This window comes from Altericroceibacterium indicum (assembly GCF_009828105.1).
GTDB lineage: Bacteria > Pseudomonadota > Alphaproteobacteria > Sphingomonadales > Sphingomonadaceae > Altericroceibacterium > Altericroceibacterium indicum.
In genome coordinates this window covers 279,143-304,053 of record NZ_WTYQ01000001.1, presented here as the reverse complement: position 1 = coordinate 304,053, position 24,911 = coordinate 279,143, and the positions used below count along the sequence as shown (strand labels likewise).

The 24,911-nt window shown below is 57.0% G+C and carries 26 protein-coding genes and 1 pseudogene; 14 read left to right on the top strand and 13 right to left on the bottom strand.

The features are described from left to right. Positions 1-61: 61 nt before the first annotated feature. Positions 62-976, bottom strand: a complete 915-nt coding sequence (locus GRI39_RS01540; RefSeq protein WP_160737931.1) for a LysR family transcriptional regulator — start codon at positions 974-976, stop codon at positions 62-64. A gap of 161 nt (positions 977-1,137) precedes the next feature. On the opposite strand from GRI39_RS01540, the gene GRI39_RS01535 reads away from it, so the two are divergent. From GRI39_RS01535 to GRI39_RS01525, 3 genes are all read left to right on the top strand, one after another. Then, the gene (locus GRI39_RS01535) at positions 1,138-4,125 is read left to right on the top strand and encodes a TonB-dependent receptor domain-containing protein (RefSeq protein WP_160737930.1); all 2,988 of its coding nucleotides are present in this window, start codon (positions 1,138-1,140) and stop codon (positions 4,123-4,125) included. Positions 4,126-4,465: 340 nt separating this feature from the next. Then, positions 4,466-6,628: a TonB-dependent siderophore receptor gene (locus GRI39_RS01530; RefSeq protein ID WP_160737929.1), complete on the top strand. Its 2,163-nt coding sequence runs from the start codon at positions 4,466-4,468 to the stop codon at positions 6,626-6,628. Positions 6,629-6,978: 350 nt separating this feature from the next. Then, a complete protein-coding gene (locus tag GRI39_RS01525) occupies positions 6,979-7,674 on the top strand; it encodes an imm11 family protein (RefSeq protein ID WP_160737928.1) in 696 nt (231 codons plus the stop codon). Between the two features lie 243 nt (positions 7,675-7,917). Here the strand turns inward: GRI39_RS01525 and GRI39_RS01520 are convergent, their stop codons facing one another. Both GRI39_RS01520 and GRI39_RS01515 read right to left on the bottom strand, forming a co-directional pair. Then, a complete protein-coding gene (locus tag GRI39_RS01520) occupies positions 7,918-8,973 on the bottom strand; it encodes an SMP-30/gluconolactonase/LRE family protein (protein ID WP_246204818.1) in 1,056 nt (351 codons plus the stop codon). Between the two features lie 11 nt (positions 8,974-8,984). Then, positions 8,985-10,103: a Gfo/Idh/MocA family protein gene (locus tag GRI39_RS01515; RefSeq protein ID WP_160737927.1), complete on the bottom strand. Its 1,119-nt coding sequence runs from the start codon at positions 10,101-10,103 to the stop codon at positions 8,985-8,987. A gap of 345 nt (positions 10,104-10,448) precedes the next feature. Between GRI39_RS01515 and GRI39_RS01510 the strand changes: the two genes are divergently transcribed. The 3 genes from GRI39_RS01510 to GRI39_RS14425 are packed head-to-tail and all read left to right on the top strand — an operon-like array spanning position 10,449 to position 11,984. Further along, complete coding sequence (locus GRI39_RS01510) at positions 10,449-11,225, top strand: type IV toxin-antitoxin system AbiEi family antitoxin (RefSeq protein ID WP_160737926.1); 777 nt, start codon at positions 10,449-10,451, stop codon at positions 11,223-11,225. Next, the gene (locus GRI39_RS14430) at positions 11,218-11,682 is read left to right on the top strand and encodes a nucleotidyl transferase AbiEii/AbiGii toxin family protein (RefSeq protein ID WP_211371393.1); all 465 of its coding nucleotides are present in this window, start codon (positions 11,218-11,220) and stop codon (positions 11,680-11,682) included. Before GRI39_RS01510 ends, GRI39_RS14430 begins: the two co-directional genes overlap by 8 nt. Positions 11,683-11,732: 50 nt before the next feature. Beyond that, a complete protein-coding gene (locus GRI39_RS14425) occupies positions 11,733-11,984 on the top strand; it encodes a hypothetical protein (RefSeq protein WP_211371392.1) in 252 nt (83 codons plus the stop codon). Positions 11,985-11,992: 8 nt separating this feature from the next. Here GRI39_RS14425 and GRI39_RS01500 read toward each other — a convergent pair whose 3' ends face one another. Continuing rightward, on the bottom strand, positions 11,993-12,202 hold the full coding sequence (locus tag GRI39_RS01500) for a hypothetical protein (protein WP_160737925.1): 210 nt from the start codon (positions 12,200-12,202) through the stop codon (positions 11,993-11,995). Between the two features lie 106 nt (positions 12,203-12,308). Here GRI39_RS01500 and GRI39_RS01495 point away from each other — a divergent pair, with 106 nt between their 5' ends. The 5 genes from GRI39_RS01495 (at position 12,309) to GRI39_RS01475 (ending at position 15,682) form a co-directional block, all read left to right on the top strand. Continuing rightward, on the top strand, positions 12,309-12,788 hold the full coding sequence (locus GRI39_RS01495) for a phage virion morphogenesis protein (protein ID WP_160737924.1): 480 nt from the start codon (positions 12,309-12,311) through the stop codon (positions 12,786-12,788). A 62-nt stretch (positions 12,789-12,850) separates the two neighbouring features. Next, positions 12,851-13,096: a BrnT family toxin gene (locus GRI39_RS01490; RefSeq protein ID WP_160737923.1), complete on the top strand. Its 246-nt coding sequence runs from the start codon at positions 12,851-12,853 to the stop codon at positions 13,094-13,096. Next, entirely contained in the window at positions 13,093-13,365 is a 273-nt protein-coding gene (locus GRI39_RS01485) for a BrnA antitoxin family protein (RefSeq protein ID WP_160737922.1), read from the top strand. The genes GRI39_RS01490 and GRI39_RS01485 overlap by 4 nt, the downstream gene beginning before the upstream one ends. A gap of 148 nt (positions 13,366-13,513) precedes the next feature. Then, positions 13,514-14,062: a baseplate assembly protein gene (locus tag GRI39_RS01480; protein WP_160737921.1), complete on the top strand. Its 549-nt coding sequence runs from the start codon at positions 13,514-13,516 to the stop codon at positions 14,060-14,062. Positions 14,063-15,238: 1,176 nt separating this feature from the next. Next, the gene (locus tag GRI39_RS01475; protein ID WP_343033268.1) at positions 15,239-15,682 is read left to right on the top strand and encodes a tyrosine-type recombinase/integrase; all 444 of its coding nucleotides are present in this window, start codon (positions 15,239-15,241) and stop codon (positions 15,680-15,682) included. 663 nt (positions 15,683-16,345) lie between these two features. Here the strand turns inward: GRI39_RS01475 and GRI39_RS14810 are convergent. Next, positions 16,346-16,450: pseudogene (locus tag GRI39_RS14810) on the bottom strand (DUF736 family protein); the annotation flags it as partial. A gap of 16 nt (positions 16,451-16,466) precedes the next feature. Here GRI39_RS14810 and GRI39_RS01465 point away from each other — a divergent pair. Next, entirely contained in the window at positions 16,467-16,727 is a 261-nt protein-coding gene (locus GRI39_RS01465) for a ZIP family metal transporter (RefSeq protein ID WP_160737919.1), read from the top strand. 678 nt (positions 16,728-17,405) lie between these two features. Then, positions 17,406-17,585 (top strand): hypothetical protein, encoded by a 180-nt coding sequence (locus tag GRI39_RS01460; RefSeq protein ID WP_160737918.1) that lies wholly within the window; start codon positions 17,406-17,408, stop codon positions 17,583-17,585. Positions 17,586-17,648: 63 nt separating this feature from the next. On the opposite strand, the gene GRI39_RS01455 is transcribed toward GRI39_RS01460, so the two are convergent. Further along, positions 17,649-18,236: an ATPase gene (locus tag GRI39_RS01455; RefSeq protein ID WP_160737917.1), complete on the bottom strand. Its 588-nt coding sequence runs from the start codon at positions 18,234-18,236 to the stop codon at positions 17,649-17,651. Continuing rightward, positions 18,233-18,589: a ParD-like family protein gene (locus GRI39_RS01450; protein WP_160737916.1), complete on the bottom strand. Its 357-nt coding sequence runs from the start codon at positions 18,587-18,589 to the stop codon at positions 18,233-18,235. The genes GRI39_RS01455 and GRI39_RS01450 overlap by 4 nt, the downstream gene beginning before the upstream one ends. Positions 18,590-18,792: 203 nt before the next feature. Here GRI39_RS01450 and GRI39_RS01445 point away from each other — a divergent pair, with 203 nt between their 5' ends. Beyond that, the gene (locus GRI39_RS01445; protein WP_160737915.1) at positions 18,793-20,073 is read left to right on the top strand and encodes a glycosyltransferase; all 1,281 of its coding nucleotides are present in this window, start codon (positions 18,793-18,795) and stop codon (positions 20,071-20,073) included. A 605-nt stretch (positions 20,074-20,678) separates the two neighbouring features. Here GRI39_RS01445 and GRI39_RS01440 read toward each other — a convergent pair. From GRI39_RS01440 to ribB, 6 genes are all read right to left on the bottom strand, one after another. After that, positions 20,679-20,996, bottom strand: a complete 318-nt coding sequence (locus tag GRI39_RS01440; RefSeq protein WP_160737914.1) for a 2Fe-2S iron-sulfur cluster-binding protein — start codon at positions 20,994-20,996, stop codon at positions 20,679-20,681. Positions 20,997-21,033: 37 nt separating this feature from the next. Then, complete coding sequence (locus GRI39_RS01435) at positions 21,034-21,669, bottom strand: 3-oxoacid CoA-transferase subunit B (protein WP_160737913.1); 636 nt, start codon at positions 21,667-21,669, stop codon at positions 21,034-21,036. Beyond that, positions 21,666-21,989 (bottom strand): CoA-transferase, encoded by a 324-nt coding sequence (locus tag GRI39_RS01430; protein WP_211371391.1) that lies wholly within the window; start codon positions 21,987-21,989, stop codon positions 21,666-21,668. The genes GRI39_RS01435 and GRI39_RS01430 overlap by 4 nt, the downstream gene beginning before the upstream one ends. Then, positions 21,989-22,927: an electron transfer flavoprotein subunit alpha/FixB family protein gene (locus tag GRI39_RS01425; protein WP_160737912.1), complete on the bottom strand. Its 939-nt coding sequence runs from the start codon at positions 22,925-22,927 to the stop codon at positions 21,989-21,991. The genes GRI39_RS01430 and GRI39_RS01425 overlap by 1 nt, the downstream gene beginning before the upstream one ends. Next, positions 22,927-23,673: an electron transfer flavoprotein subunit beta/FixA family protein gene (locus GRI39_RS01420; RefSeq protein WP_160737911.1), complete on the bottom strand. Its 747-nt coding sequence runs from the start codon at positions 23,671-23,673 to the stop codon at positions 22,927-22,929. The genes GRI39_RS01425 and GRI39_RS01420 overlap by 1 nt, the downstream gene beginning before the upstream one ends. A 63-nt stretch (positions 23,674-23,736) precedes the next feature. Continuing rightward, positions 23,737-24,885 carry a 3,4-dihydroxy-2-butanone-4-phosphate synthase gene (ribB, locus tag GRI39_RS01415; protein ID WP_160737910.1) on the bottom strand — a complete coding sequence of 383 codons (1,149 nt, stop codon included), beginning with the start codon at positions 24,883-24,885 and terminating at the stop codon, positions 23,737-23,739. Between the last annotated feature and the right edge of the window lie 26 nt (positions 24,886-24,911).

The following is a 24,911-nucleotide window of genomic DNA, read 5'->3' as shown; positions in this document are numbered from 1 at the left end:
GGTCTGGCGGCTTAGATATCACAACACAATGTCCGCTTTTTGGAAAGGGCATAACCGATGGCTATACTTCAGGCTCTCGCTCCAGCACGGGGTCCGGCTCGGTCATCACCGACCGCATCACGTCTACAAAGGGAGTGATAAGCGCCTCAGCAGGTGCGTCTTCAAGCATCATGGCGTTGATCGGAGCGATGACATTGGGCTCAAGCCGATGGTAGGCAAGGTCGGGAGCGCAAAGCGCAGCAGCAGTATAGGCGTCGGTAACGGTCATGCCCTGCCCTTCGCGCACGAGGGCAAGTGCTGTATAATAGGTGTGCGATGTCACCACCTCATGCGGCACGATCTCAAGGCGGCTCAACTCGTTCACGAACACATCGGCCAGTGGCCCGCTATCACGCAGGCCAATAAAGTTACGGCCATGCAGCACGTCAATCGGCACCGAGCCAGTACCGGGGCCAAATTCTCCACGGGGAGCAACCAATACAAGTCCCGCATTTCCAACCGGGATCTGTCGCAAAGGAGATTGCCGCAGCACCCGGTAGCCGATCGTGACATCGCATTCACGTTCATAGAGACAGCGCTCCACTTCGCGGCTGTGCAAAGTCGTAATCTCGAATGTCACATCCGGGTGCAGGTTGCGCATACGCGCCACCGCACGCGGTGCAACCACAAGCCCCAGCGAAGGCAGCACGCCCACACGCAGATGCCCTCCCTTGCGCGCACCAATGTTGCGCGCTGCGCGTGAAAGACGGCCCAGCCGCATATAAACTTCCGCAGCTTCGGCAAAGAGTTCATGCGCAGCCTCAGTCGGGACAAGACGGCCCTTGCTGCGCAGAAAGAGATCATATCCTAACTGATCCTCTGCATGGCGCAGAACCTTGCTGACAGAAGGCTGTGATACATTCAGCGCTCGCGCTGCCTCACTGATCGAACCATGTTCGTAGACCGCGTGAAAGATTTCGATATGGCGCAAGCGCATGACATGCTCCGATTTTTTGCATTCAGAGCACTGTATAGACTGAGGTTATACCATAAGGAAGCACCGGAATTGGACCAACCTTCCCCGATCCTGAAACACCATTGCAGATTTGTGTCAGCCCCCATCGCCGGCTGACAACAACTGCAACAGGGGGATACACCATGCTTTCGTCCAGGTTCCTTTCCACACGCCATAGTCGCTTCAAAGCCGCTTTGTTCATTTCCTGCAGCTTTGCCGGATTGCCCTTCGCCGCAGCAGCCCAATCCACCGATCCGGATGCGGGAATCGTTGTGGTCGGCAGCCAGATTAAGGGACTCGAAAGCTCTGGCGAACTGCCCGTCTCGGTGATCAATCAGGAAGACATCGATGCCATCGCCCCCACCTCTGCAGCAGACTTGCTGCAAGCGCTTCCGGCCAATGGGACGATGGATTTCAACGGCACGGACACAGTTTCGGGCGGTGTCCACTCCGCACGCGGCGACGTGGCCTCGGTCAATCTGCGCAGTATCGGCTCGGGCAACACGCTGGTGCTGCTGAACGGACGCCGCATGGTGCAGCACCCGGGCACCCAGACTGAGGACTCCGTTCCGGTCTCCACCGTCAATATGAACACCCTCCCGGTCAGCGGAATCAAGCGCGTGGAAGTGCTGCATGATGGTGCTTCGGCCATCTATGGCTCGGATGCGGTGGCAGGCGTGGTCAATACCGTACTCGACGATAATTTCGAAGGTCTACGAGTGACCGGGGAAGTAGGCTTTGCCGAGAACACCAGCAAGATGAAATATTCCGGTGACCTGCAAGGTGGATGGAGCTTCAACGAAGGGCGCACCCATATCTCGCTTTCGCTCAGCTATTACGAGGCTACCAAAGTCTGGGCGCATGAATTGGGTTATGCCGGTGCCAGTGACCGGCGCAGCTTCGTGGAAGGCACCAGATTCGAAGGCGACACCAGTTTTGACAACCGTTCGAGCAGCACCCCATGGGGCCAATTTACCGCATCGGGCGCGGTTGCAGGTCTCACAAGTTCGGGCGGTGTTTTCCATATCCAGCCCGGCAGTGTAAAAGGCTGCACCGGCGACTTGTCTGACGGATTGTGCATCGCCAATGGCAGCCTGCCGCGCGATCTACGTTACAACATCAACCAGTCACGTACCATGTCGCCTGCCCTGAAACGCGGGAACGCCTTTGCCTTCATCAACCATGATTTTGGCAATTTCGAATTCTATTCTGAACTTGGCTATTACCGGGCACGAACCGACGAATATCGCGGTGAATCCTCAATCCTGAGTTCAGCGCGGTTTAACATCTCAAAGGATGCCTACTGGAATCCGCTCGGCGCTCTTGGCAATGCAAACCGCATCACGGGATTCGATATTCCGGATGAAGGCCTTGATGTTACGCTGACCAATTACCGCGTGGTCGATGCAGGCCTGCGTCATATCCGCGTCGACAATGATTCCTATCGTCTCCTCGGCGGATTTCGCGGAGCCATTGGCGATTGGGACTGGGACACAGCAGCACTCTATTCCGAAGCCACGACCAAGGATGTGACCTTCGACCGGGTGAGTAACACTCTCTTCAGCCAAGCGCTCAACCGCACCGATTCAAGTGCTTACAACCCTTTCAATGGTGGAGATGTTGCCAACCCCAATTGGGGAGATGCCACAGCCAATCCGCAATCGACCATTGACAGTTTTCTGGTCGACACCACCCGTCGCGGCAAGACAACCCTCGCCCTTGCTGATCTCAAAGTCTCGAACGGGCGTCTTTTGTCGCTCCCCGGTGGCGATGTGGGGATCGCACTGGGTGGCGAATGGCGCCGGACCAGCTTCAACGAAAACTATGATGATCGTCTGGATGGTACGATCAATTATATCGATGCCGTCACGGGGGAAATGATCAACCAGTCGGACATCATGGGATCAAGCGTGGCGGGTGATTCCAAAGGATCGCGCAATGTGTTTTCGGCGTTCTCGGAACTCGCCATCCCTCTCGTCAGCCCGGAAATGAACGTTCCGCTGATCCGCTCTTTCAATGTGCAACTGGCTGGCCGGTTCGAACATTATTCCGATGTTGGCAGTGTATTTCGCCCGAAATTCGCAGCCTCCTGGTATCCTTTCGAGCCGCTCCAGCTTCGTGGTTCTTATGCGGAAGGCTTCCGCGCGCCAAACCTCGAACAACTCAACACCGAAGTCACCACGCGCGTCAGCACAGTCATCGATTATTACCGCTGCCAGGCCAGCGTCAACAAGGGAGACATTGCCAGCCTCGGTGCCTGTTCGGGCAATGACCGTGTCGAAGAAAAGCGTTTCGGCAATTCAGAACTCAAGCCCGAGAAGAACGCCAGCTACTCCTTCGGTGCAGTTTTGAGCCCGACGCCGCGCTGGACCTTCACCGTTGATTACTGGCACATCAAGCAGCGCAATCTGGTCGGTATTTTCGGAGCCGAGAACATTGCTGCGTTGGATTACGTCTCACGCCTGCAGGGTAATGGTGGGCTTGGCAGCGTACAACGCGCCGATCCGACCGCAGATGACATCGCCTTCTATCAGGGTAGTGGGTTGACGCCGATCGGGGAAATCATCGCAATCAACGACCTCTTCACCAACCTCGATACACGCACCAGCGCCGGCATCGATTTCGGCCTCTATTACAGCCCTCCCGAAACGCCGCTTGGCACTTTCGATATCAAGATCAATGCCTCATATCTTGATAAAGCCTATCAGGGCCTTTCCGAACAGGCACAGCTTATCCAGTCGGTTCTGGGCGACAATATCCCACTGGAAGCCGTCGGCAATCTTATCGAACAGGACGGGCGCCCCAAGTGGCAGGCCTCAGGCACGCTGACCTGGAAAAAGGACGGCTGGAGTGCGGGCCTGTTCGGGCGCTATGTAGGGACCTATTATGATACTGGTGTCGTACAGGACGATACGGGTGAATTCTGGAAGGTTGACGATTGGTTCACGATGAACCTCTATCTCCAGCACACATTCCAGAATGGTCCGATCGAGGGAACCCGAATCCGCTTCGGTGTACGCAACCTGCTCGATTCCAAGCCCCCGTTCCTTGATGCAACCTATGGTTACGATGCGAGCCTTGCCAGCGCCGAAGGGCGTTTCTTCTACACCTCGATACAAAAGCGCTTTTAATCGCCTGAACCACGAAAGATACATCACGCAGACCGGATGCAAGCCTCTCCCCATCATGGATAAAGCATGCATCCGGTTTGATCCCCTAATGGCGGGCGGCACAGCCCCCCTGCCCGACCGTTCGTGTGCTGCTCATCAATCTACTGCTGAGTGCTGTTGGAAGCAGAGCTAAACCTGTGCTTTCGACCAGAGCATTTCACACCTTCTGAAGAAACATCCACAAAACGTCAGCAAGCCGAGAACTCCCTGCTTGACGGCAATGCTCATGGAACCTAGTGCGACGCCAAAATGAAACTGACTCGCATTTGCATTATTGCAGTTTTGAATTCAGGAGGCACCAATGATTTTCGCGACCCGCCCTCATACCTGTGCAGCATCGCGCCATGCAAGCATCTCGCTTTGCGCGCTAGCCTGCGTTTTAAGTGCAAACACCGCACAGGCTGATGAAGCCAGCGATGCGGACGGGGCAAAGCAAATCGTTGTCACTGGCGCCTATACCAGCGACAAGGCACTTGCGTCGGGTACGGGTCTCGATCTGACTATTCAGGAAACTCCGCAGTCCGTCACGGTCATCACTACACAACGGATCAAGGATCAGGGGCTACATACGCTAACCGATGTGGTCAACAATGCGGCTGGCATCTCATCACAAGCCTATGACAGTTCGCGCAACGGCTTTTCTTCACGCGGTTTCACGATCAGCGACTATCAGGTCGATGGCATTCCAGTACAATGGGATGTCGGTTTCAGCGCCGGTGAATCTCTGCTCGATCTGGCGATCTATGACCATGTCGAAATCGTGCGCGGTGCAACCGGCCTGATGACCGGTGCCGGGAACCCTTCAGCCTCCATCAACCTTGTCCGCAAGCACGCAACCAGCCAGGAACTGACTGGTTCGGTTGCTGGCTCCTACGCCAGTTGGGACCGCTGGTCGCTGACAGGCGATATTTCCACGCCCATCACATCCGATGGCACAGTGCGCGCGCGGGTAGTGGGCCGCTATGCAAAGGGCGACAGCTTTGTCGACTATCTTCAGGATCGCACCGGCATCGCCTACGGCGTGGTCGATGCCGACCTGTCCCCTACGACACTTCTGTCCGTGGGCGCCTCATTCCAGAAGAATGATCCCGATGGCAGCCAGTGGGGTGGCTTGCCGGTGTGGTTCTCCGACGGATCGCGCACTGACTGGCGCCGTTCCAAAACAACCGCCGCCAAATGGGCATCCTGGCAATCGACGAATGCAACACAGTTCCTCAACCTGACCCAGCAGATCGGTTCGAACTGGACCATCAAAGGCTACGCCAACCACACTCAGAATAAGGGTAAGCTGCGGCTACTCTACTTGTCCGGAACCCTCGACCGTGACACCGGCGAAGGCCTCTCGCCGCTAGCTTCGCGCTATCAGAGCAGATCTGACCAGATCGATTTTGGCCTTCGCGTCAATGGCACTTTCGCGCTGCTAGGCCGCGAGCATGAGCTCACACTGGGTGCTAGCTATGCCAAGCAGAATTTCGACTATTACAGCTTTGCCAGAACGTCTGATCTCGGCAGCACCGGCAACTTCTTCGAATGGGATGGCTCATTCGAAGAACCTCAATGGGGTGAGCGTTCACAGGTCGTCGACCGTACAACCAAGCAGTGGGGCTATTACGCTGCCACTCGCCTCTCGCTTGCCGATCCACTCCATGTCATCGTGGGGGCGCGACTGTCCTCGTGGACTCGCGAAGGCAATTATTATGGCACCGCACAGGACTATGGCGACCGCAACCGCCTCCTTCCCTACGCCGGTGTTCTATATGACATTGTTCCGGGGCAAACGCTCTATGCAAGCTATACCAAGATCTTCAACCCACAGAACTATCAGGACCGGAACGGTGACTTTCTACCGCCGGTGACAGGCGTCAATTACGAGGCGGGCCTGAAGAGCAGCTATTTTGACGGTGCCTTGACGACTTCGCTGGCCGTGTTCCGCATTGAGCAAGACAATCTGGGCCAGATCGATCCTGACCACATGGTTCCCGGAACCACAAATCAGGCCTACACAGCCGCCGAAGGGGCACATAGCAAGGGCTTCGAGATCGAGGCGAACGGCCGCATCCTGCCAGGCTGGGAAGTGAGCGCGAGCTATACTGGCTTCAAGGCCCGCGATACCAATGGCGTGCGGATCAACACTTTGAGCCCACAGCGGCTAGCCCGGCTGTTCACGACTTACGCTTTTCAGGACGGGCTCGAGGGCCTGGCTGTCGGCGGCGGTGTGAGCTGGCAGGGTTTCACCTATACAGACGCGACCAATCCAGTGACCAGCAAGACCGAACGGCTCGGCAATCCGTCCTATGCCCTCGTCAATCTCATGGCACGTTATCGTATGAACAATGGCCTCTCAGCGCAGGTCAACGTCGCCAACCTGTTCGACAAGACCTATTATTCGCAGATCGGCTTCTACAGCCAGTATGCCTATGGCCAGCCACGCAGCGTAACCGCCACCCTGCGCTACGAATTCTAAGCCTGAAGCCTCACACGGGCTCATCAACCACTGGCGGGGTACCAAACTCAGGTGCCCCGCAACAGGCCTGCGCCCTTTTCAGCGATGGCCGAGAATGCATCAAAACCGGCATGAAAAGCGCGCACTGTGAGGTGCCACGCCTACCCTGCTCGCTCGCCTGTCTCATAGGCTGGCTGGGCTTTGGCTCCAGATGATGTAAAACTCAACTGTTAACCGTTAGCGCTCCAATATGAGAGGTCGGCAAGCACTGTTGCGACGAAGTTTGCACTATTACGTTTCAAGCGAAAACACCTTGCAATAGGTTGAGGGTGATGCATCGAAAAATCGCGTCCACGAGGGAAATAAGTCTAATGAAACGTACAGTTGATGATTTGTTGGCTTTGGTGCCTGAAGGTGGTTCGCATATTTTTAAGGCGAAGGTGCCGGATGTGGTTGAAAACCGTTTCTTCGCTGTTGCTTCTAATCGAGATTATCCTGGTGTATTTTACTGGAAGAACACGCTGGAATTTACGAAAAACCCTTGGATGGGCGCGCGTGGCAAGAAACGAATAGGGCTTGATGTTCTGCCGACGCCGGAAGTCTCTTTTTCGCTCAAGAAAGGCAGGCTGGTCGATTTTTATACGACCGGGACGGCTGCTTGTGGAATTTCGAACAGGCTTCGGGATCTGATTGAAGATCTCGATCCGGGATCGCTCGAGGTCCTGCCTATTGTTGTCAAGGCCAAGGACGGCGATGTTGAATACAATCTGGTAATGCCGAACCGCTGCCTCAGTGCTATTGATCCTGATCTTTGCGACATCCAGATCGTGGACGAGGATTTAGGGGGGGGGCAGTGGATGAGAAAGGTGAAATACCCCAACCGCAATGGCGCAGTGATCGATCCCGACCTTGATCCTGACATCCATAGCTTTGCCGATATTGATCTAGGCGGTTACACATGGCTGTGGTCTCGGCAGCTGATAGATGAAGCCAAACTAGCCGGTATAAAGGGCCTCTATACGACGGTCCCTGAAAGTTACCCGTCGATCGAGATTGATCGTCTGTAATAGTTTTGTCGTTGCAAAAAGTGGGATTGCAGGCGTTTGGCAATCGCATTTATTACGGCCCTAGGTGTTTGCTTGATCAACTGGCCCGTTTTTAAACCGATGCTTGGCCCCATTTTATCCCGGCGTTAACACTGGGCCGGTTTCCGACTGTCCGCCATCGGAGGCCAGATCGCAAAAATCTGCTTTTCAGCAAACGACAACATAGCAGCCATGCTGCGGCTCAAGTGCGAATGGAATAGCGCATCAACCTCGCAAGGAGACACGCGCCAGCATAGAAGCAGATGTGAGATAAAGCGTCTTTCCACGATCTCCGATCGCGCAATTGGCTACGGCCTTGTCTGTGGCGATCATTCCCAGAAGCCGTCCATCCGGCGCGCATATATGGACACCACCCGGACCGGTGGCGAACACATAACCCCGAGGATCAACCTCCATCCCATCAGGCAATCCAGGCTTCCCCTCGGCAAATTGGACACGCATATCGTTGAACAGGCGTGCCGGACCGGTAGGCATCCCCTGCGCATCCAAGGAATAGGCCAGGACTTCCGGACGCTTTTCATCAGATAGTGATAAATATAAGGTGCGCTCATCCGGAGAAAGCCCAACACCGTTCGGGCGATGATACTGGCCTAATAGCTTTACCTCACCATCGGGTGACAACCGATAGAGACCGTTAAAATCCAGCTCACGCAGTGGTGACGCCTCCGCCTCAACCAAGCCATATGGCGGGTCAGTGAAGTAGATGATCCCGTCACGAGAAACGGCCACGTCATTGGGACTATTGAAGCGACGTCCTTCAAACGTGCTGGCCAGGATTGTTTTACGCTTAGTGGTCAGATCGATCCTCGCAATCGCGCGAGTGCCGCTGTCTGCTACCACCAGCCCCCCTTGCAGATCGAGCGCCATACCATTGGCACCAGCTTCCCGAATAGTCTTGGGAACCGGGCCCACCAAACCTGATGGCGAAAGAAATGTCTCCACCCCAGATTGGGGAGTATAAATGTACATGATGTTGTTCGGCGGATCGTTGAACAACAAATAGCCTTTACCATCCGATCCCCCGGTGGGCACCCAGGCCGGGCCTTCCGCCCAACTATAACCCGTGGCCAGCACTTCAACCGGCGCATTTACATCCAGTATCTTTTCCAGTTCAGGGTCAAACCGAGTAATACCGCCTACACGCTCAAGAGTTGTGCCGCCCCCCGATTTTACGGCAGCGCGTGCTAAGCCTGAAGGCAGTGTTGCCATACCGCCCATCAGTGCGCCACATGCCAGCAGTTTGCGGCGATCGATAGTCATGTTCATGGTCCTTATTTAGCCGTCAGGGTTATGGCGCGACGCTCTGCCGCAGAGCGGTAAATCGCCTCGATGATGCGCATATCACGCAGGCCCTCTGCGCCTGATGTGCGCGGCTCAATTCCACTAGCGATGGCTTGCGGCAAATGATCAAGTTGTGCTGCGAACTGCGTCTTGGGAGAGAATGGCAGCGTGACCTGATGGATTTCCCCTTGCAAATTCACGGACATTCGTTGTCCGCTATAAGACGTGGCAGGCTCCATCCCTACCCAGCCTTTAGTGCCTGTGACGCGATAGGCATTATGATTGGAACTATAGGATGACACGCAGTTTGCCAGTATTCCGGATGGAAACCGCAGCATGAAATCAATTCGGTCTTCCACGCTCGTAAAACGCGGATCACTGCGATCCGTCGATTCCATGGCCATGACTTCGACCGGCTCTTCTCCCGTCAGGTAGCGGGTCGCATTGAGGCTATAGATACCGATATCCATCAAGGAGCCCCCACCAGACAACGGCCTCTCCAGCCGCCACTGATCTGGCTTCGCATTGAAGCCATGCTCAGCAGTAATGATCCGCGTCGGACCAAAGTCGCCACTTTTCGCCAGTGCGATGGCGTGAAGATTATAAGGTTCAAAATGACAGCGGTAACCGATCATCAGCTTCTTGCCGGCCTTGCTGCATGCTGAGATCATAGCCTCGCATTCGGCAACACTGACCGCCATTGGCTTTTCACACATCACGTGCTTGCCTGCCTGTGCCGCCCGGATCGTATATTCGGCATGCATGGAATTGGGCAAAACCACGTAAACAATGTCGATATCGGGGTTATCCCGAATACTATCAAAATTGCTATAGTTGTATCTGTGCGTTTTCGGGATTCCATATTGCGCCCCGTAACGCTCTAGCTTTTCTGGCGTGCCACTAACCAGTGCAGTCAACCGAGCATGTTCGCACCCGACGAATTGGGGCATGATCTGTTGGGTGGCATAATAACCCAAACCAACAATCGCATAGCCCAACTTGCGCGCTGGCTGTGCATCGCCACTGGCTAGCGCAGGCATGGCCAACGCCGTCAAACCAGTGCCAAAACCTGCCATCACAACACGGCGACTTGTTTTATAGTCTGTCATCCATCCCCCCTTGGCGTGGGTACAAATTCTCACACCGCTTTTTCTATGGTTGCGATAACATGATAGAGCGCTGCAAGGAACAAGCGTGAAGCCTATTCCAATGGTCAAGAGTTTCGTTGTCCCTTCGCGCGAGCGCGAAGGAAGCTATCGGCGAAATAAGCTGCGCGCCCTTAGCCGATACGAAGCGAAGCGGATTGCTGTTTAGGCGAGATATGTCTGTTACTCATGGCGCGCTCTTTGAATTTTTTCCCAAAACTATCTCTTTGGGATATTTTTGGCCTTTTTTTCAAGGTTGAGACGCCTCTTGGCCTTGCCATTCTTTGATATTTACGCCAATAATATCCTATGAGGCTATCCAGAGACAAAAAATTAAAGGAGCTTATGGACGAGTGGCGACCCCATACCGTCATAACGACCGTGCGCCTCAAGGAACTCGGCATAACGGCACAGGACGCCCACAAATATGGGCTACGGCAATGGCTGGAATCGCTCGGACACGGCGCATTCAAGCGGCCTGTCGAAACTGTGACGTGGCAAGGCGCGCTATGGGCGATACAGACCCAGCTCAAGCTGGACGTGCATGTTGCCGCACGCACCGCATTGGAGATGACGGGCAAATCGCACTATCTCCGCTTTGCAGATCAGACCGTATTTCTGTTCTCTCCCCCCAAGGTCGCGCTACCCGCTTGGTTCAAGACCTATGATTGGTCGGTGGACATACGCCATATGCAAACGAAATTTCTGCCCCCCGATCTTGGGGTGACTGACCTTGAAGCAGTTGAGGGTTTCAAGCTGCGCGCGTCCAGCCCTGAAAGGGCGATATTGGAAACACTGCACCTGACGCCGCAAGCTGTCGATCTTGTTGAAGCCGCGCAGCTCACCGAAGGGCTGGTCACTTTGCGCCCGAAGCTGATGCAGGAACTTCTTGAAGCCTGCAATTCAGTCAAGGTCAAACGCCTGTTCCTCTATCTGGCGGAACGGGCCGATCTTCCCGTTAAGCGCCACCTCAATCCTGACGTGATGGACCTTGGCAAGGGTGATCGGAGCCTTGTCCATTCGGGGAAGTATGTCGCCAAATACGGCCTTCTCCTTCCAGCCGAACTGGTGAACGTCGATGCGTGAGGCATATCGTTCCCAAGTCGATCTGTTGCTCGACGTCCTGCCCTTGGTCGGGCAGGAAGAAGAGCTTGCTCTTAAGGGTGGCACGGCGATCAACCTGTTCGTGCGGGATATGCCGCGCCTTTCGGTCGATATTGACCTCACATGGCTCAATGCCGGTGAACGTGCCGACGATCTGCAAGGAATTGCTGCGGCTCTTGACCGCATCAGGGCAAAGGTCGAAGCGACATATCCTGACACACGCTGCCGCCCGTCAGGCAGCGCAAGCGCGCCCGAAGTCAAACTGCTTTGTGAACGGCAAGGCACACAAATCAAGATCGAGGTAAACGCGGTTCTGCGCGGTCATCTGCAACCGGCGCGCATGATGGTCTGCTCGATACGGAAGGTTTCAGCGCCGATGTTCGTTGGGGCTTCATCGCAGCGCTGGTCAGCCACAACCGCCCGATATCGGAACTCTTAAAACCCAACCATCTCGATCAACGCGAAACCTTCGCAAAGCAATTCGCGGGCATGGCATTCGATGAATTTACCTATGACGATCACGAGGCCACGATGGACCGCCTCATCGGGGCAGTCCATCGTGGCCTCACCCCGGATGATCGCTCACTCCTCCGCAGTTTCGATGCCTGTGAACCTGACTGGTCGCTTTATCCGCTTGCAGGGCTGGATGCCCTGCCCGGGCCGCGCTGGAAACTTCGAAACCTGCGCAAGCTGAAAGAACAAAACCCAAGCGGCTCTCGCAATGCTCTTGGCGGCGAATGACGGCGGGGCTAATGCCCCGCCTCGCGGTTGATCGGGAAGATGTAGAAGCCATCCGTTACAACCTGACTGCCGACAAGACGGCAAAACATCGAGCCGTTATCGCGGGTCCAGACAACTCCGATCTGCTCGAAGCGAGCTTTCTCTCCGCTTCCTTTGCGGACCTTTACGGCGAAGTCAGGGCGCTTGTTAGCGGTGGAATTTTGCGTTGCTGTGGTCATGTGTAAATCTCCTGTGTCGAGGGTTTCAAGTTTTATCGCGACTAGCTCTTCCAGCCGACGCAAGCCCATTAAGCGGTCGGAAGCCCTCCGTGGGAAAGCTAAGCCTGTGGATGATGACCTTTCCCGCTTCGAAGAATGGTTCGGCCAGATCCTGCATGGCTTGGAACCAGCCCAGCGCCGCCGTGGGGCGGTGGAACTCGGTCAGGCCCTGCGCCGCTCCAACCTCAAACGCATTTCGGCAAACATCCAGCCCGATGGCACTGCGATGGAACCGCGCAAACCTCGCAAAGAATATCGCTCCCGCCTGCTCAAACGCAATCGCGGCAAGATGTTCAGAGGCCTGCGCCGCGCCCGCAACTGGAAGATCAGTGCTGATGATGAAGGCGTGGAAATCCGCCCCGCCACCGGAACGGTCAGCAATGTCGCATCAGTCAGCCACTTTGGCGAAGTGGCAACGGTAGGATACTTACGCGGCGGTTCGCCTGTGCGAACCCGCTACCCCGAACGTCGCCTCCTCGGTTTCAGTGAAGGTGATAAGCAACTGGCGCTCGATGTCGCTGCGGAACTTCTCGATCCTGATAGCTAAAAGACTTTATTGTAGTAACAAAAAGACTTGCATCATCGGTAAATTGTAACTACAAAAAGTTCATGGAGATCGTTTGGGATGAACCGAAGCGCAACGCAAATATCGCAAAGCACGGTATTGACTTTGCAGACATTGGCGAAGATTTTTTCCTGACCTCAATTATTATCGAGGCAAAGGATGGGCGCTATGCAGCTATCGGTCGTCTCAACGGCGTAATCGCTGTGATTTTCGCTACGCTGGGCACCGAAGCCATTTCTATCATTTCGGCTCGCCCGGCCAGTCGCAAAGAACGGAGGCTGCTGAAATGACAAAACCCAAATACACCCAAGCCGATCTGGATGCGGTAAGCGATAACCCGGAATGGACCGAGGAAGATTTTGCCAAGGCGGTGCCTTTCGCACAGGCATTCCCTGAACTGGCCAAATCGATCCGCCCACGCGGCCCGCAGAAAGCCCCGAAAAAAATCAGTACGACGATCCGTCTTTCGCCAGAAGTGGTGGACCATTTCAAGTCTGGTGGTCCAGGCTGGCAATCACGGATTGACGAAGCGCTTCTGCAATGGGTCGCTTCGCACTGAGCTGATATATTGGTGGCCTGATATAGCGGCGGGGGAAACCCGCCGTTAAGTGTTCATCGCGCATCTACTCTTTTGCTTCGCGGTAGCGCCTTATTCCACCGCGCCGCGCCCTACCGCGCGCGCCTGAACGTGTTCCATAGCTGTGGCTATGGTCACTTCAATTTCATCCTCCCCCGCCGTCGATCTTTCCCGCCTTCCGGCCCCTGTTGCGGTGGAAGAGCTGGATTACGAGGTGATCTTTGCCCAGATGCGCGATGATCTGGTGGAACGAGACCCCAGCTTTTCAGCCCTGATCGATAGCGATCCGGCTATCAAAGTGCTGCAAGTGGCCGCCTATCGTGAACTGATTATCCGCCAGCGGATCAATGAAGCCGCCCGCGCCTGCATGGTGGCTTATGCGATAGGCTCCGATCTTGACCAGCTTGCCGCTGTCTTTGGTGTCACAAGGCAAGTGCTGGTGCCAGCGGATGAGCAGACTAGAAGTGCCGCCGTGATGGAAGATGATGACAATCTGCGCCGCCGGGTGCTGCTGGCCCCTGATGGCTATTCAGTGGCTGGCCCGCGCAGTGCCTATGTCTATCACACGCTTTCAGCCCATCCCGATGTTCTGGATGCCAGCGCCACCAGCCCTGCGCCGGGTGAAGTATCGCCAGATCATCGGTCAATTCGAGCAAAAGGAAATCGCGAAAACTATTAGCCACAAACGTGTCCGGCAGGCCGCCGATCAAGGCGATCTTGCCTCGATTTGGCCCGTTCGAACAGCAAATTGACCAAGCGTAGCACCAGATCAAATAGTCAGAGAATACAAGATAAGCGTCTTTCTCCTGTTCGATCTCATGATTAATCTGACCGGGCGGCCCATCCGGGCATTCGTCAGGAATAGATTTAATCCCGCTTGGTGCCCACCACTGAGTGCCAATGTCGTCCATGAATGTTGTGCTTGGCGCGGCATGGATCAGATAGGCCCGAAAATCTTCCGGCAGTTGGAGTGCATATCGCTTCTACATCTGCGCTTGCACCCCCGCGCGTGTAGGTGTTTGGATCAGATAACGCCCAGTGATTGCTGAGAGCCTCATATAGACTCGCTCCTCCTTGATCGAACAACGCCGGGTTGATCGGCAGCGTTTTTGTCGAAGGCGAACTTGAAGATCGCTTCGCTCTTTTCAGCCAATCGAACACGCGGCCCTCTTGATTTCTGTCTAACGATAGCGGCGATTGGAACGTCCGCTAGTGGGCGTTAGCGGGTCACAAGCCATAGAGCGAATGCCATGAGCATGATTGGCAAGAGGAAAGCGACGATACCGCCAAGCCAACCCCATTTCCGATAAGCTACCTCGACAGCTCCCTCCCAAAATCCCTGAATGATGAACTCTACGATCCAGCCCATCTAGGCATCGTGCCGCAAAGACTTGATGTCCGCAACTGGGCGATTGCTGCCGGATGATTTTTTCGCTGCCGATCGTCAGCTATCGCCGATTATCTCCCTGAAAGCCGCCATTCCGCCATCCACTCCATTCCTGCCCTTCAGCGCATAAAGCCTACGCACTAAAAGCAGCCAACGAGTAACACGCCCCATCACCAGCCTGCCACTCTGCGCATGGCCGCAATCATAGCAGCGCTCGCGCTGCTGATTGCCCTGCGCACCTGCCTTTGCATCTGACCCAGCCTCTAACCTTCAGGAGACCATCCATGCGTATTCAATCTGCCAAAGCCTTCGCCTCATCCACCCGCCGCGCCCAGCGCATGGTCCAAGTTCCTTATGTGTTCGAATGCACTTCCTGCGACGCGGTGGAATTGCGCCAAACGCAGGCTCTGCCCCGTGGGTGGCAGATCGAAGAAACAGAAGAGGACATACAGGCCTACTGCCCTGACTGTGCCATCGATCGCCAGCCTCACTGGCCTGCGCTTGGGCGATCTGATCCGGCTCGATTGGTCGAACGTGGGCGAAAAAGCGATCATCATCGAAAAGACCCGCAAGCGTGGCGGCCGGGCGGTGATCCCAATTTATACCGAACTGCGCAAATGGCTCGATCAGCGCGAAAAGCGTGAAGGTGCCGTTTTGCTCAACAGCCGCCAGAAGCCGTGGACCGAAAGCGGATTGGAAACCGTCTGGCAACGCCGCAAGCCAGACGGCTTTGATCGCACTATCCACGACCTACGCGGCACCTTTGCAACCTTCCTGGCACTTAAGGGCCTGACGGATGAAAAGATTGCCAAAATCATCGGATGGACAGCAAAACGCGTGTGCGAAATCCGTGCCCGCTATGTCGATGAAGCGAGGGTAATAATCGACCTCGCAGAGCGCCTATCGGCGTAAAAGTTTACAGCACTTTGTAAACTTTCCCGAAAACGGCAAAAAGCGCGTCAGTGGCTTTCGACAAAAAACGTATGATTTCAGGATGATAGTGGTAGCAGAGGAGGGACTTGAACCCCCGACACGCGGATTATGATGACGCGATATGGTCTCAAACAACGCGGCGAAATCGACAGAAAACTGCCGATCTCTTACTTCTAATTGCAGGTTATCGGTCGGTCAACATCACAAATCATGACACAATTCCATGTATAGCCTTCTGATTACGTCGCACGGCCCAAGCCATTCTTATGCACGTCAGCCTACCCATTGGCATCAGGTTCTACGGACCTCGAAAAATGCGATCGCCCGATTGTAGCGCTGCACAGTGTCACCACAGAGCTCGTGAATCGAGCCACCGCTCGACCTCTTCGAGTTTGAAGCGCGGACGAGGAACCAAACCGCGGCCAAGGTCATATTCGGCTGGAAAGCCATCCGGTCGAGCACGCCGGTAGCGATCGATAGTTCGTCGGGAGACACGAGCCATACCGGCGAACTCCTCGACCGTGATAAATTGGATTCGTTGTGTAGAAAGACGCGAATTGTCCATGACGCTACACCGTGGCGCGACTGAATGATGCGGCGAGGATCGGCAAATATTTCATTGGCGGCAAACCTCCCTCAGCGTCACCACATCAGCTGTGCCGACATTCCATCATCATCAGGAAACAGCGCAGCGGTTATCGGGCGCGCGAAACTCGGATCATCGATACGCAACCGCAGATAGTCGCGCTGCCTCTCATCCCTTGTGCAGGCTTCCCGAAAGGCCCATCGCTGGCTGCTGGCGAATGCGGTGGCGCCGCTGGCAGGCGTCGCGTTCGGTCAGGCGATCAGGGTCGATGTCGGCGAATTTGCGTTGCTTCTCGCGGTGTTCGCAGGTGGATTTCTCTATATCGGCGCGTCCGAACTGCTCCCTCGCAGCAATGCTGCCGCGGGCGGATGGCGCGCTGCCCTGTCGAGTCTGATTGGGCTAGTCGTTATGGGCGGCATCGTCCATTTGGCGCATTAAAGTCCCAATCCTACCAGGCAGCGCCGTTTCACTCAGGCATGGGCAAGCGATATCGTCGATCAGGACCAAAATGCCGTTGGGCAAGGAGGCTCGTCCGTATTGCGGTCGAGGATGGCGCGTTCGCGCCGTTCTTCGCCCGGAACCCCGAATAGCCTGCCATTCGCGCCGGGCCGATCGAAGCACTTGCGGTGGTGTCGGCCGATGACGCACCACCCTTAGCACGTCTCGTCTTGGCGTAGGGGCATCACCCCGGCGAACACCACCCGATCCCGGTGATCTTAATATGATATCGTAACGAAGAAATGCTCGCTCCCGCTTTCAGCGGTAACGTATCAGCCTCCATCCTCAACCGTTCGTAACCTTACTTCTCCTCTGCCCAGACCTCAGCATCGCATCTTAATCAATAAGCAAAAGATGGGGAGGGATATTGAGGAAAATGGCGAAAAAGAGCTGCGTAATCGCTTTGCGGGTCACTCAGTCTGCATTGGCCATTGCGGCGCCGTGCGGAACGGGCGCAGCCGTGGCACAGACCGCGCTGTCGGACGTCGCTGCGCCGACGACAGCAAGCCAGGTCCGGTTCGACGTGCCCGCGCAAGACCTGGACACGGCACTGGGTCGTGTCCCACGGGGTGGTGTAGGAACCGTCGATCCATGGCAGGATCGGATACGGAGTGTGTGATGAAAAGATCGAAGTTTTCGGGTGCAGGTCAAGATGATCGGACGCTTTATGCAGAACTTCAACGGCCCCTTGCAGAACGTGAAATCTCCATGATCCAGATGATGGCTGAGGAAGGTCAGTCGACGTTCGACATCTGGACGCAGGGTGGGCGATCGGGCTGTGCAAACTACACTCAATGAAGATTAAGCCCGGATTACCTGGCTGGCACTGGGTAGCTTGCCGGCTATCCTTCGCACCTGGCTTCAGATCTTCAAGTCTGCTTCATAGACCGATCTGATCCAATCGGGTAGGCGCGGCAACGCAAAGGCCAGCCGCCCGTTCGCGAATGTCAGGCAATGGCTCGGCGGTTCGTTGAGACGCGAATTGTCGAAGACCATGCCGCGATCTGCTTTAAGGACTGCGGCGCGGATGAATGGTGCGCCACGCGCATAACGGGCACGGATCTTGTCCTCTGGGACAATATGTCCGCCTTCCTCAACGCGCGTACCGACACGCGCGACAGAGAGATCTGGCGTTTCGACGCCGACATGCATCACGATGACGGTAAAGCCTTTGGTTCGTGCTTCGTCGATCAGTTCAAGCTTGGAAGGATGCGAGAAGACCGTTTCGGTCACGAAATCGCGACGTCGAGAAAGATAGTCAGCCCGGCGCGAAGATGCGATCCTGGCCGCTTCGTAAGAGGCGGCTGGAGAGGGATCGCACAGTTCGTCGCGCTGGATGATGTCGGCGTTGATGAATGATCCTGCGAAGCTTGGTGCTACACGGGTCTGGTAGAGAGTCGACTTACCGGCGCCGTTAGGCCCGGCAAGCACGATCATCGTCGGCTTCATGCCTTGCGCGGGGCCTTCTCGCGTACGAGATTGCCGGCCGCATCAAGGCCAACGCCAAAACCAAGCTGCCGTCGCCGGGCAAAGAAAGCGTCCTCGTCGGACCCGGGCTGCCCCATTTTCTCGACAAAACTGTCGAGCCAGACGTCCTTTTCCTCTTCGGTCAGGTCTGTTGTCTCGATGTGGCCGGCAAGCGCAGCGGTGATGCGGACATGATCGAAATTGCCAGATTTCTCGATGGCGCGGCCGATGCGCACCCAATGGGCGATCTGGCCAGCAATCGAGCGGCTCTGTAACTCGGACTCGCGGCGGACGATCTTCATGATGTCGTCGGCAAGTTTGATGGACTGGGCCATAGGTCACCTCCAGCCCATGAGGTAGCATTTTGCCACCTCATTTTCAAGGACGTCGTGCGAAGTTGAACCTAAGCGCGTCACGGGTACTTCCTCGCCTGAATCCTGCCTGCAGGCAAACACCTGTTTGTCGGGCATTGGTCCCGCATCCTCCGCGAAAGCTGCGGTAATCGAGATGTAACAGCGACGGTAGAACGTGCTCGGCCATGACAGATAGTAGGATCATCCTCGCGACCGTAGGTTCTTTGGGCGACCTTCACCCGTTCCTTGCCATCGGCCAAGCTCTTCGCATACGCGGTGCGCGACCGATATTGGCGGTTCCCCTGGATCATGTTCCAAAATGCAGGGATGCCGGTTTGGAAGCAGAAGCCATTCTACCGTCATTTGATGAACTTGGGCGTGCGACAGGTCTTGAAGACGATGAAATCGTTCGGAAAGTCATTGCGGACACAAATTTTCTCGTGAACCAAATCCTATTGCCGCCGCTTGGCGAGAGCACCGACCGTCTACTGAAAATCGTTTCCGGTGCCGACGCGATTGTCGGTTCCATATTTGCCCTTGCCGCTCCCATTGTCGCCGAAGCCCGCTCCGTTCCCTATATCTCCGCCGTTTTGCAACCGATGTCGTGGTTCTCCCTTCTTGACCCGCCGGTCGCACCGGGATTCGGCGGACTAGCCAAACCTCCGCTGGGGATAATCGGTCGGAACTGGAACCGCTTGATTGGGGCGATGATGACTACGGAGTTGAAGCGGCGCTATGCAAAGCGGATTGACGCGGTGCGCCTGTCGCATGGGCTGTCAAAATCCACTGCGACACCGGTGCTCCAGCCTGGCACCCGACCGGCATATTCGCTCGGCCTCTACTCTTCCTCTCTGGGAAATATTCCCGCTGATGCTCCGCAACCAGCAAGCCTGACAGGCTTTCCATGGTTCGACAGCGCAGATGTCAAGCTCACCGCGCTACCTGCGGACCTGTCTCGCTTTCTTGGCGAGGGGCCGCCTCCCCTCGTGGTTTCGCTTGGTTCGTTCGTGCCCTTCGCTGCGCAGGAATTTTATCACCGCGTGGCTGCGATGGCGCGGGAATTGAAGATGCGAGCAGTTCTTTTGACGCCGTTCGATCCGGGCATCGACGAGCCATCCATCAAGGTTGTCGATTACGCTCCCCATTCTCTGCTGTTTCCGTATGCAGCGGTCATCATCCATCATGGAGGCGTCGGAACGATGGGACAGGCCCTCCGGTCGGGGAAGCCTCAGTTGATTGTGCCCTTGATGGGCGACCAGTTCGATCACGCCAAACGGCTTGAGAAGCTTGGGACAGGCATTTCAGCGCCGCTCGATGAGTTCATGCGGGACGGTACGGACCTGTTGCGAAAATTATTGAACGATCCCGACTATGAAATGAAAGCAGATCGCGTAGCACAGAAGGTGCGCACGGAAAGCGGTGCCGATGTCGCTGCCGACAAGATTCTCGACATTATTCGAAAATAACAGGAAATCCCTGCACACCTGTCGGAAATCACATGTTTTCCCTGCAGTCGGCATGCAATTCCGCCAGAAACATGTCGCGCACGCCGCTTCTTGGTATTCGTGTGGAGGCGAATGTGCGGAAAACCCTGTCGGATTGAGAAAGTGCCGGAAACCCTATCAGGCGATATTTTCCGATACGCCCCATCGGCAGCCATTCGCACAATAATACCCGAACCGGACAGTCCCCTACCGCCCCGTCTGCCCGTTCAGAGGGTGAACGGCGCAATTGAGTTAACGTCTGGCGTCCCGCCGAAACCGGCTACTGTCGTTCATGTTCGCGAACGGCGGCTTCGTCCCAGATCCGGCCCTTGTGGCGTATCGGCAGATATGTCCGCTTTCAGGCGATGGTCGGGCGATCTGTTAGGTCTGAAATTGAGGCGCGTAGCTGCCACCGGACATAGCCACATCGAACGGCAGCTATCCGCAAGCTAGGCCCAAATACCTGCCGTTCCGGATCGTCCGACATCCCGGACATTGAACGTCGAGGCCGGCGACAGGCTTGAGCCGCGGACGGCTCTCACTGTGACCATTTTTGTGACCTGGGCTTTCCAGCTTTTCCGGGCAGTTCAGTCCTCTTCGGCAATCCTGACCTTCAGGCCATCGTGCGCTGTGCTCAGCGATATCTGGCAGGATAGCCGTGAGGTCACATCGCGATGATCGGAACTGTCGAGCAGGTCATCCTCGTCTTCGTTCATCTCGGACAATCGGCCTGCAAACGCAGGATCGATATGAACGTGGCACGTCGCGCAGGAACAGCAGCCGCCGCACAGCGCGAGCAACTGGTCGAAGCCGTTGTCGCGAATAGCCTCCATCAATGTCAGCCCTTCCTCGGCCTCGATTTCGTGAACCTCGCCTTCGCGGTCGGTAACGATGAGTTTGATCATATTGATTTCCTTGCGAGAGCCAGGAACACCGGCTGGCCTATGATAGGTAATTGGCATTTGTCTTGGCCGACACTTCGTCGGCAGTCACACCCGGCGCCAGCTCGATCAACCTGAACGACGAGGAATGGTCAGGACGCTGAAACACCGCGAGGTCGGTGATCAGCATGTCGATCACGTTTTTGCCGGTCAGCGGCAAGGTGCACTCAGGGATAAATTTGGGTTCGCCGTGCTTGGAGACATGTTCCATCACGCAGATGATCTTCTTCCCCCCGGCGACCAGATCCATTGCCCCGCCCATCCCCTTGATAAGTTTACCGGGGATCATCCAATTGGCGATATCGCCATTCTGGCTGACTTCCATCGCACCGAGCACGGTCAAATCGATATGGCCGCCGCGGATCATCGCGAAGCTCTGAGCGCTGCCGAAATAGGCGCAATGCGGAAGTTTGCTGATCGTCTGCTTGCCGGCGTTGATAAGGTCGGCGTCGACCTCGTCAGGATAGGGGAACGGGCCGATCCCGAGCATCCCGTTCTCGCTTTGCAGCGTGACGTGAATTTTCTCGGGAATGTGATTGGCTACCAGCGTCGAAATGCCGATGCCGAGGTTGACGTAGAAGCCGTCCTGCAATTCCTGCGCAGCACAGGCGGCCATCTGGTCACGGGTCCAACTCATCGGGTGCTCTCCCTTTCGCGCGTGGTCACGAATTCGATCTTCTTGTCGTAAGGCGCGCCCACCACCATGCGCTGGACATAAACGCCGGGCAGGTGGATCTGGTCGGGATCGAGCGATCCGGCGGGCACGATCTCCTCGACCTCGTTGTCGATCCCGGCATTGTTCGAGGCGAAGGTGAGATCCTTTACCCCGGAGGTCCGGATCGCCTTCAGCAAACGCTCGGGAATGCCGCAGAGGCCGAACCCGCCCGAGGCGATCAGCATGCCATCGTGGAGCACGCCTTGCAGCGCAGCTTCTGCGGAAGGATAGAGCTTGTTCATCAGAGCTTGGCTGTCATTTCCGGGACTGCTTCGAACAGATCGGCAACGAGCCCCAGGTCTGCGACCTGGAAGATCGGTGCGTCGGGGTCCTTGTTGATCGCCACGATCACCTTGGAATCCTTCATCCCCGCAAGGTGCTGGATCGCGCCCGAAATGCCCACCGCGACATAAAGCTCAGGCGCGACGATCTTGCCCGTCTGGCCGACCTGATAGTCGTTGGGGACATAGCCCGCGTCCACTGCCGCACGGCTCGCGCCGATGGCGGCGCCGAGCTTGTCGGCAAGCGGGGTGATGACCTCCGCGAAGGTCTCGCTGTCCTTCAGCGCGCGGCCGCCGGAAACGATGGTCCCGGCGCTGGTCAGCTCGGGGCGGTCGCTCTTCACGGCTTCAAGGCCGACGAAGCTCGACAGGCCCGCATCGCCGGGGCCGCTCACCGCCTCGACGCTGGCCGAGCCGCCTTCTGCTGCCGCCTTGTCGAAAGCGGTGGTGCGCACGGTGATCACCAGCTTGGCGTCCGAGCTTTCGACCGTGGCGATGGCGTTGCCGGCGTAGATCGGGCGGGTGAAGCTCTTCGGGCCTTCGACCGAGAGAATGTCCGACACCTGCATCACGTCAAGCAGCGCAGCCACACGCGGGGCGACGTTCTTGCCGGTGGTGGTGGCAGGCGCGAGGAAGGCGTCGTAGCCTACGCCGTCTTTGGCCATCAGGCCCGCCACGAGCGGCGCGACGTTTTCGGCCAGCATATCGGCATAGGCGGCGTCGCCGGCGTGGAGCACCTTTTCGACACCGGCGATTTTGGCGGCCTCGTCAGCCGCGCCCTGCGCACCGGCAACGAGCACATGCACCGGACCACCAAGCTGCGCGGCAGCGGTGACGGCGGAGAGCGTGGCGGGCGCCACCGCGCCATCCGAAAGTTCAGCGAGTACGAGGGCAGTCATCAGGCAACTCCCAGGGATTTAAGCTTGGCAACCAGCGTATCGACATCGGGAACGATCTCGCCCGCCTGCCGCACGGGCGGTTCGCCCACGTGGGTGGTCTTGAGGCGCGGGGCCACATCGACGCCGAAATCGTCGGGGGTCTTGGTGTCGAGCGGCTTCTTCTTCGCCTTCATGATGTTCGGCAGCGAGGCATAGCGCGGCTCGTTCAGGCGCAGGTCGGTGGTGACGATCGCGGGCAGGGCCAGTTTCACCGTCTCCAGACCGCCATCGACCTCGCGGGTGACGCTGACATGATCGCCGTCGATGGCGACCTTCGAGGCGAAGGTGCCCTGCGGACGGCCCATCAGCGCGGCAAGCATCTGCCCGGTCTGGTTCGAATCGTCGTCAATCGCCTGCTTGCCGAGCATCACGATGCCCGGTTCTTCCGCCTCGGCAATGGCCTTGAGGATCTTGGCAACCGCCAGCGGTTCGACCTCGGCGTCGGTCTCCACCAGGATTGCGCGGTCGGCACCCATGGCGAGCGCGGTGCGCAGCGTTTCCTGCGCCTTGGCCGGGCCGATCGAGACGGCGATCACCTCTTCGGCAGCGCCCGCTTCCTTCAGACGGATCGCCTCTTCGACGGCGATCTCGTCAAACGGGTTCATGCTCATCTTGACGTTGGCGAGGTCCACCCCGGAGCCATCCGCCTTCACACGCGGCTTCACGTTGTAGTCGATCACCCGCTTAACGGGCACGAGGATTTTCATGATGGGTTCAACTCCATTTCGAAGCTCAGATATGATCGCCATTGTCCGCGCGGACGGTGGCGGTCAGGAAATATTGCGCTGCTCCACAATCGACAGGCCGTGACCTTCGAGAGCCACCAGCGATTTGGGGGTATCGGTCAACAGCACCATTTGCTGCACGCCTAGGTCGCTCAGGATCTGGGCGCCGCCGCCATAGTCGCGCAACTCCTGTCCGCCCTTCAGGCTCTCGCCCGCGGGCACCAGCGTACGGCTGACATAGTCGGACACGAACCGGTTGATCAGGACGATCACGCCGCTGCCCTCTTCGGAAATGTGCCGCATCGAGGCTTCGAGCAGACCCGTCCGGCTCGTATCCTCGGCAAAGACGTCATGAAAGATCGACAGCAGATGCATCCGCACCAGCGTCGGCCGGTCGGGCCCGATCTCGCCCAGCACCATGGCGAGGGTTTCTTCGCCGTTGATCTTGTTGCGGTAGGCAACCGCCCGCCACTCACCGCCAAAGCGGCTTTTGACCGGGCGTTCGCCGATGCGTTCGATCATCCGGTCGTTCATGCGCCGGTAGGCGATCAGATCCCTGACCGAGCAGATCTTCAAATCATGCTCGGCCGCCAGTTCGCGCAGTTCCGGCAGCCGCGCGACATCGCCGGCCGCGTTCATGATCTTGCAGATCGCCGCCGACGGATTGAGCCCTGCTAGCCGTGCAATATCGACGGCGGCCTCGACCTGCCCTGCCCGCATGAGCACACCGCCCGGACTGGCGACGACCGGAAAGACGTGCCCCGGCGTGACGATGTCGTCCGTGCCCCTTGCCGCATCGATTGCCACCGAAATGGTGCGCGCCCTGTCCTCGGCGCTGATGCCGGTCGAAACGCCCTCGCGCGCCTCGATCGAGGTGGCATAGCTTTCGTCAGGGCGCGACCGGTTGCGTGCATGCATCAGGTCCAGCCCGAGGGCGTCGACCCGGTCCTGCTGCAAGGCCAGGCAAATGAGCCCGCGCCCATGCGCGGCCATGAAATTGACGGCAACCGGCGTTGCCATCTGCGCCGCAACCACGAGATCGCCCGTGCTGGCCGGATTATCGTCATCCACGAGAATGAAGATATGGCCCGCGCGGGCCTCGCCAAGAATATCCTCTACCGGAGTAATCGCCGTTCTCCCCAAGACGCGAGTTTGCGCAATGTCGGCTTGCGTTCTGCAAAACTCGATGTACATTAATCCGACTTTTATTCGGATATACA

What these genes read in the sequence shown, in the direction of transcription:
- GRI39_RS01540 (WP_160737931.1), bottom strand. Translation starts at nt 976, where the DNA reads ATGCGCTTGCGCCATATCGAAATCTTTCACGCGGTCTACGAACATGGT.
- GRI39_RS01535 (WP_160737930.1), top strand. Translation starts at nt 1,138, where the DNA reads ATGCTTTCGTCCAGGTTCCTTTCCACACGCCATAGTCGCTTCAAAGCC.
- GRI39_RS01530 (WP_160737929.1), top strand. Translation starts at nt 4,466, where the DNA reads ATGATTTTCGCGACCCGCCCTCATACCTGTGCAGCATCGCGCCATGCA.
- GRI39_RS01525 (WP_160737928.1), top strand. Translation starts at nt 6,979, where the DNA reads ATGAAACGTACAGTTGATGATTTGTTGGCTTTGGTGCCTGAAGGTGGT.
- GRI39_RS01520 (WP_246204818.1), bottom strand. Translation starts at nt 8,973, where the DNA reads ATGACTATCGATCGCCGCAAACTGCTGGCATGTGGCGCACTGATGGGC.
- GRI39_RS01515 (WP_160737927.1), bottom strand. Translation starts at nt 10,103, where the DNA reads ATGACAGACTATAAAACAAGTCGCCGTGTTGTGATGGCAGGTTTTGGC.
- GRI39_RS01510 (WP_160737926.1), top strand. Translation starts at nt 10,449, where the DNA reads ATGAGGCTATCCAGAGACAAAAAATTAAAGGAGCTTATGGACGAGTGG.
- GRI39_RS14430 (WP_211371393.1), top strand. Translation starts at nt 11,218, where the DNA reads ATGCGTGAGGCATATCGTTCCCAAGTCGATCTGTTGCTCGACGTCCTG.
- GRI39_RS14425 (WP_211371392.1), top strand. Translation starts at nt 11,733, where the DNA reads ATGGCATTCGATGAATTTACCTATGACGATCACGAGGCCACGATGGAC.
- GRI39_RS01500 (WP_160737925.1), bottom strand. Translation starts at nt 12,202, where the DNA reads ATGACCACAGCAACGCAAAATTCCACCGCTAACAAGCGCCCTGACTTC.
- GRI39_RS01490 (WP_160737923.1), top strand. Translation starts at nt 12,851, where the DNA reads ATGGAGATCGTTTGGGATGAACCGAAGCGCAACGCAAATATCGCAAAG.
- GRI39_RS01485 (WP_160737922.1), top strand. Translation starts at nt 13,093, where the DNA reads ATGACAAAACCCAAATACACCCAAGCCGATCTGGATGCGGTAAGCGAT.
- GRI39_RS01480 (WP_160737921.1), top strand. Translation starts at nt 13,514, where the DNA reads ATGGTCACTTCAATTTCATCCTCCCCCGCCGTCGATCTTTCCCGCCTT.
- GRI39_RS01460 (WP_160737918.1), top strand. Translation starts at nt 17,406, where the DNA reads ATGAAAAGATCGAAGTTTTCGGGTGCAGGTCAAGATGATCGGACGCTT.
- GRI39_RS01455 (WP_160737917.1), bottom strand. Translation starts at nt 18,236, where the DNA reads ATGAAGCCGACGATGATCGTGCTTGCCGGGCCTAACGGCGCCGGTAAG.
- GRI39_RS01450 (WP_160737916.1), bottom strand. Translation starts at nt 18,589, where the DNA reads ATGGCCCAGTCCATCAAACTTGCCGACGACATCATGAAGATCGTCCGC.
- GRI39_RS01445 (WP_160737915.1), top strand. Translation starts at nt 18,793, where the DNA reads ATGACAGATAGTAGGATCATCCTCGCGACCGTAGGTTCTTTGGGCGAC.
- GRI39_RS01440 (WP_160737914.1), bottom strand. Translation starts at nt 20,996, where the DNA reads ATGATCAAACTCATCGTTACCGACCGCGAAGGCGAGGTTCACGAAATC.
- GRI39_RS01435 (WP_160737913.1), bottom strand. Translation starts at nt 21,669, where the DNA reads ATGAGTTGGACCCGTGACCAGATGGCCGCCTGTGCTGCGCAGGAATTG.
- GRI39_RS01430 (WP_211371391.1), bottom strand. Translation starts at nt 21,989, where the DNA reads ATGAACAAGCTCTATCCTTCCGCAGAAGCTGCGCTGCAAGGCGTGCTC.
- GRI39_RS01425 (WP_160737912.1), bottom strand. Translation starts at nt 22,927, where the DNA reads ATGACTGCCCTCGTACTCGCTGAACTTTCGGATGGCGCGGTGGCGCCC.
- GRI39_RS01420 (WP_160737911.1), bottom strand. Translation starts at nt 23,673, where the DNA reads ATGAAAATCCTCGTGCCCGTTAAGCGGGTGATCGACTACAACGTGAAG.
- ribB (WP_160737910.1), bottom strand. Translation starts at nt 24,885, where the DNA reads ATGTACATCGAGTTTTGCAGAACGCAAGCCGACATTGCGCAAACTCGC.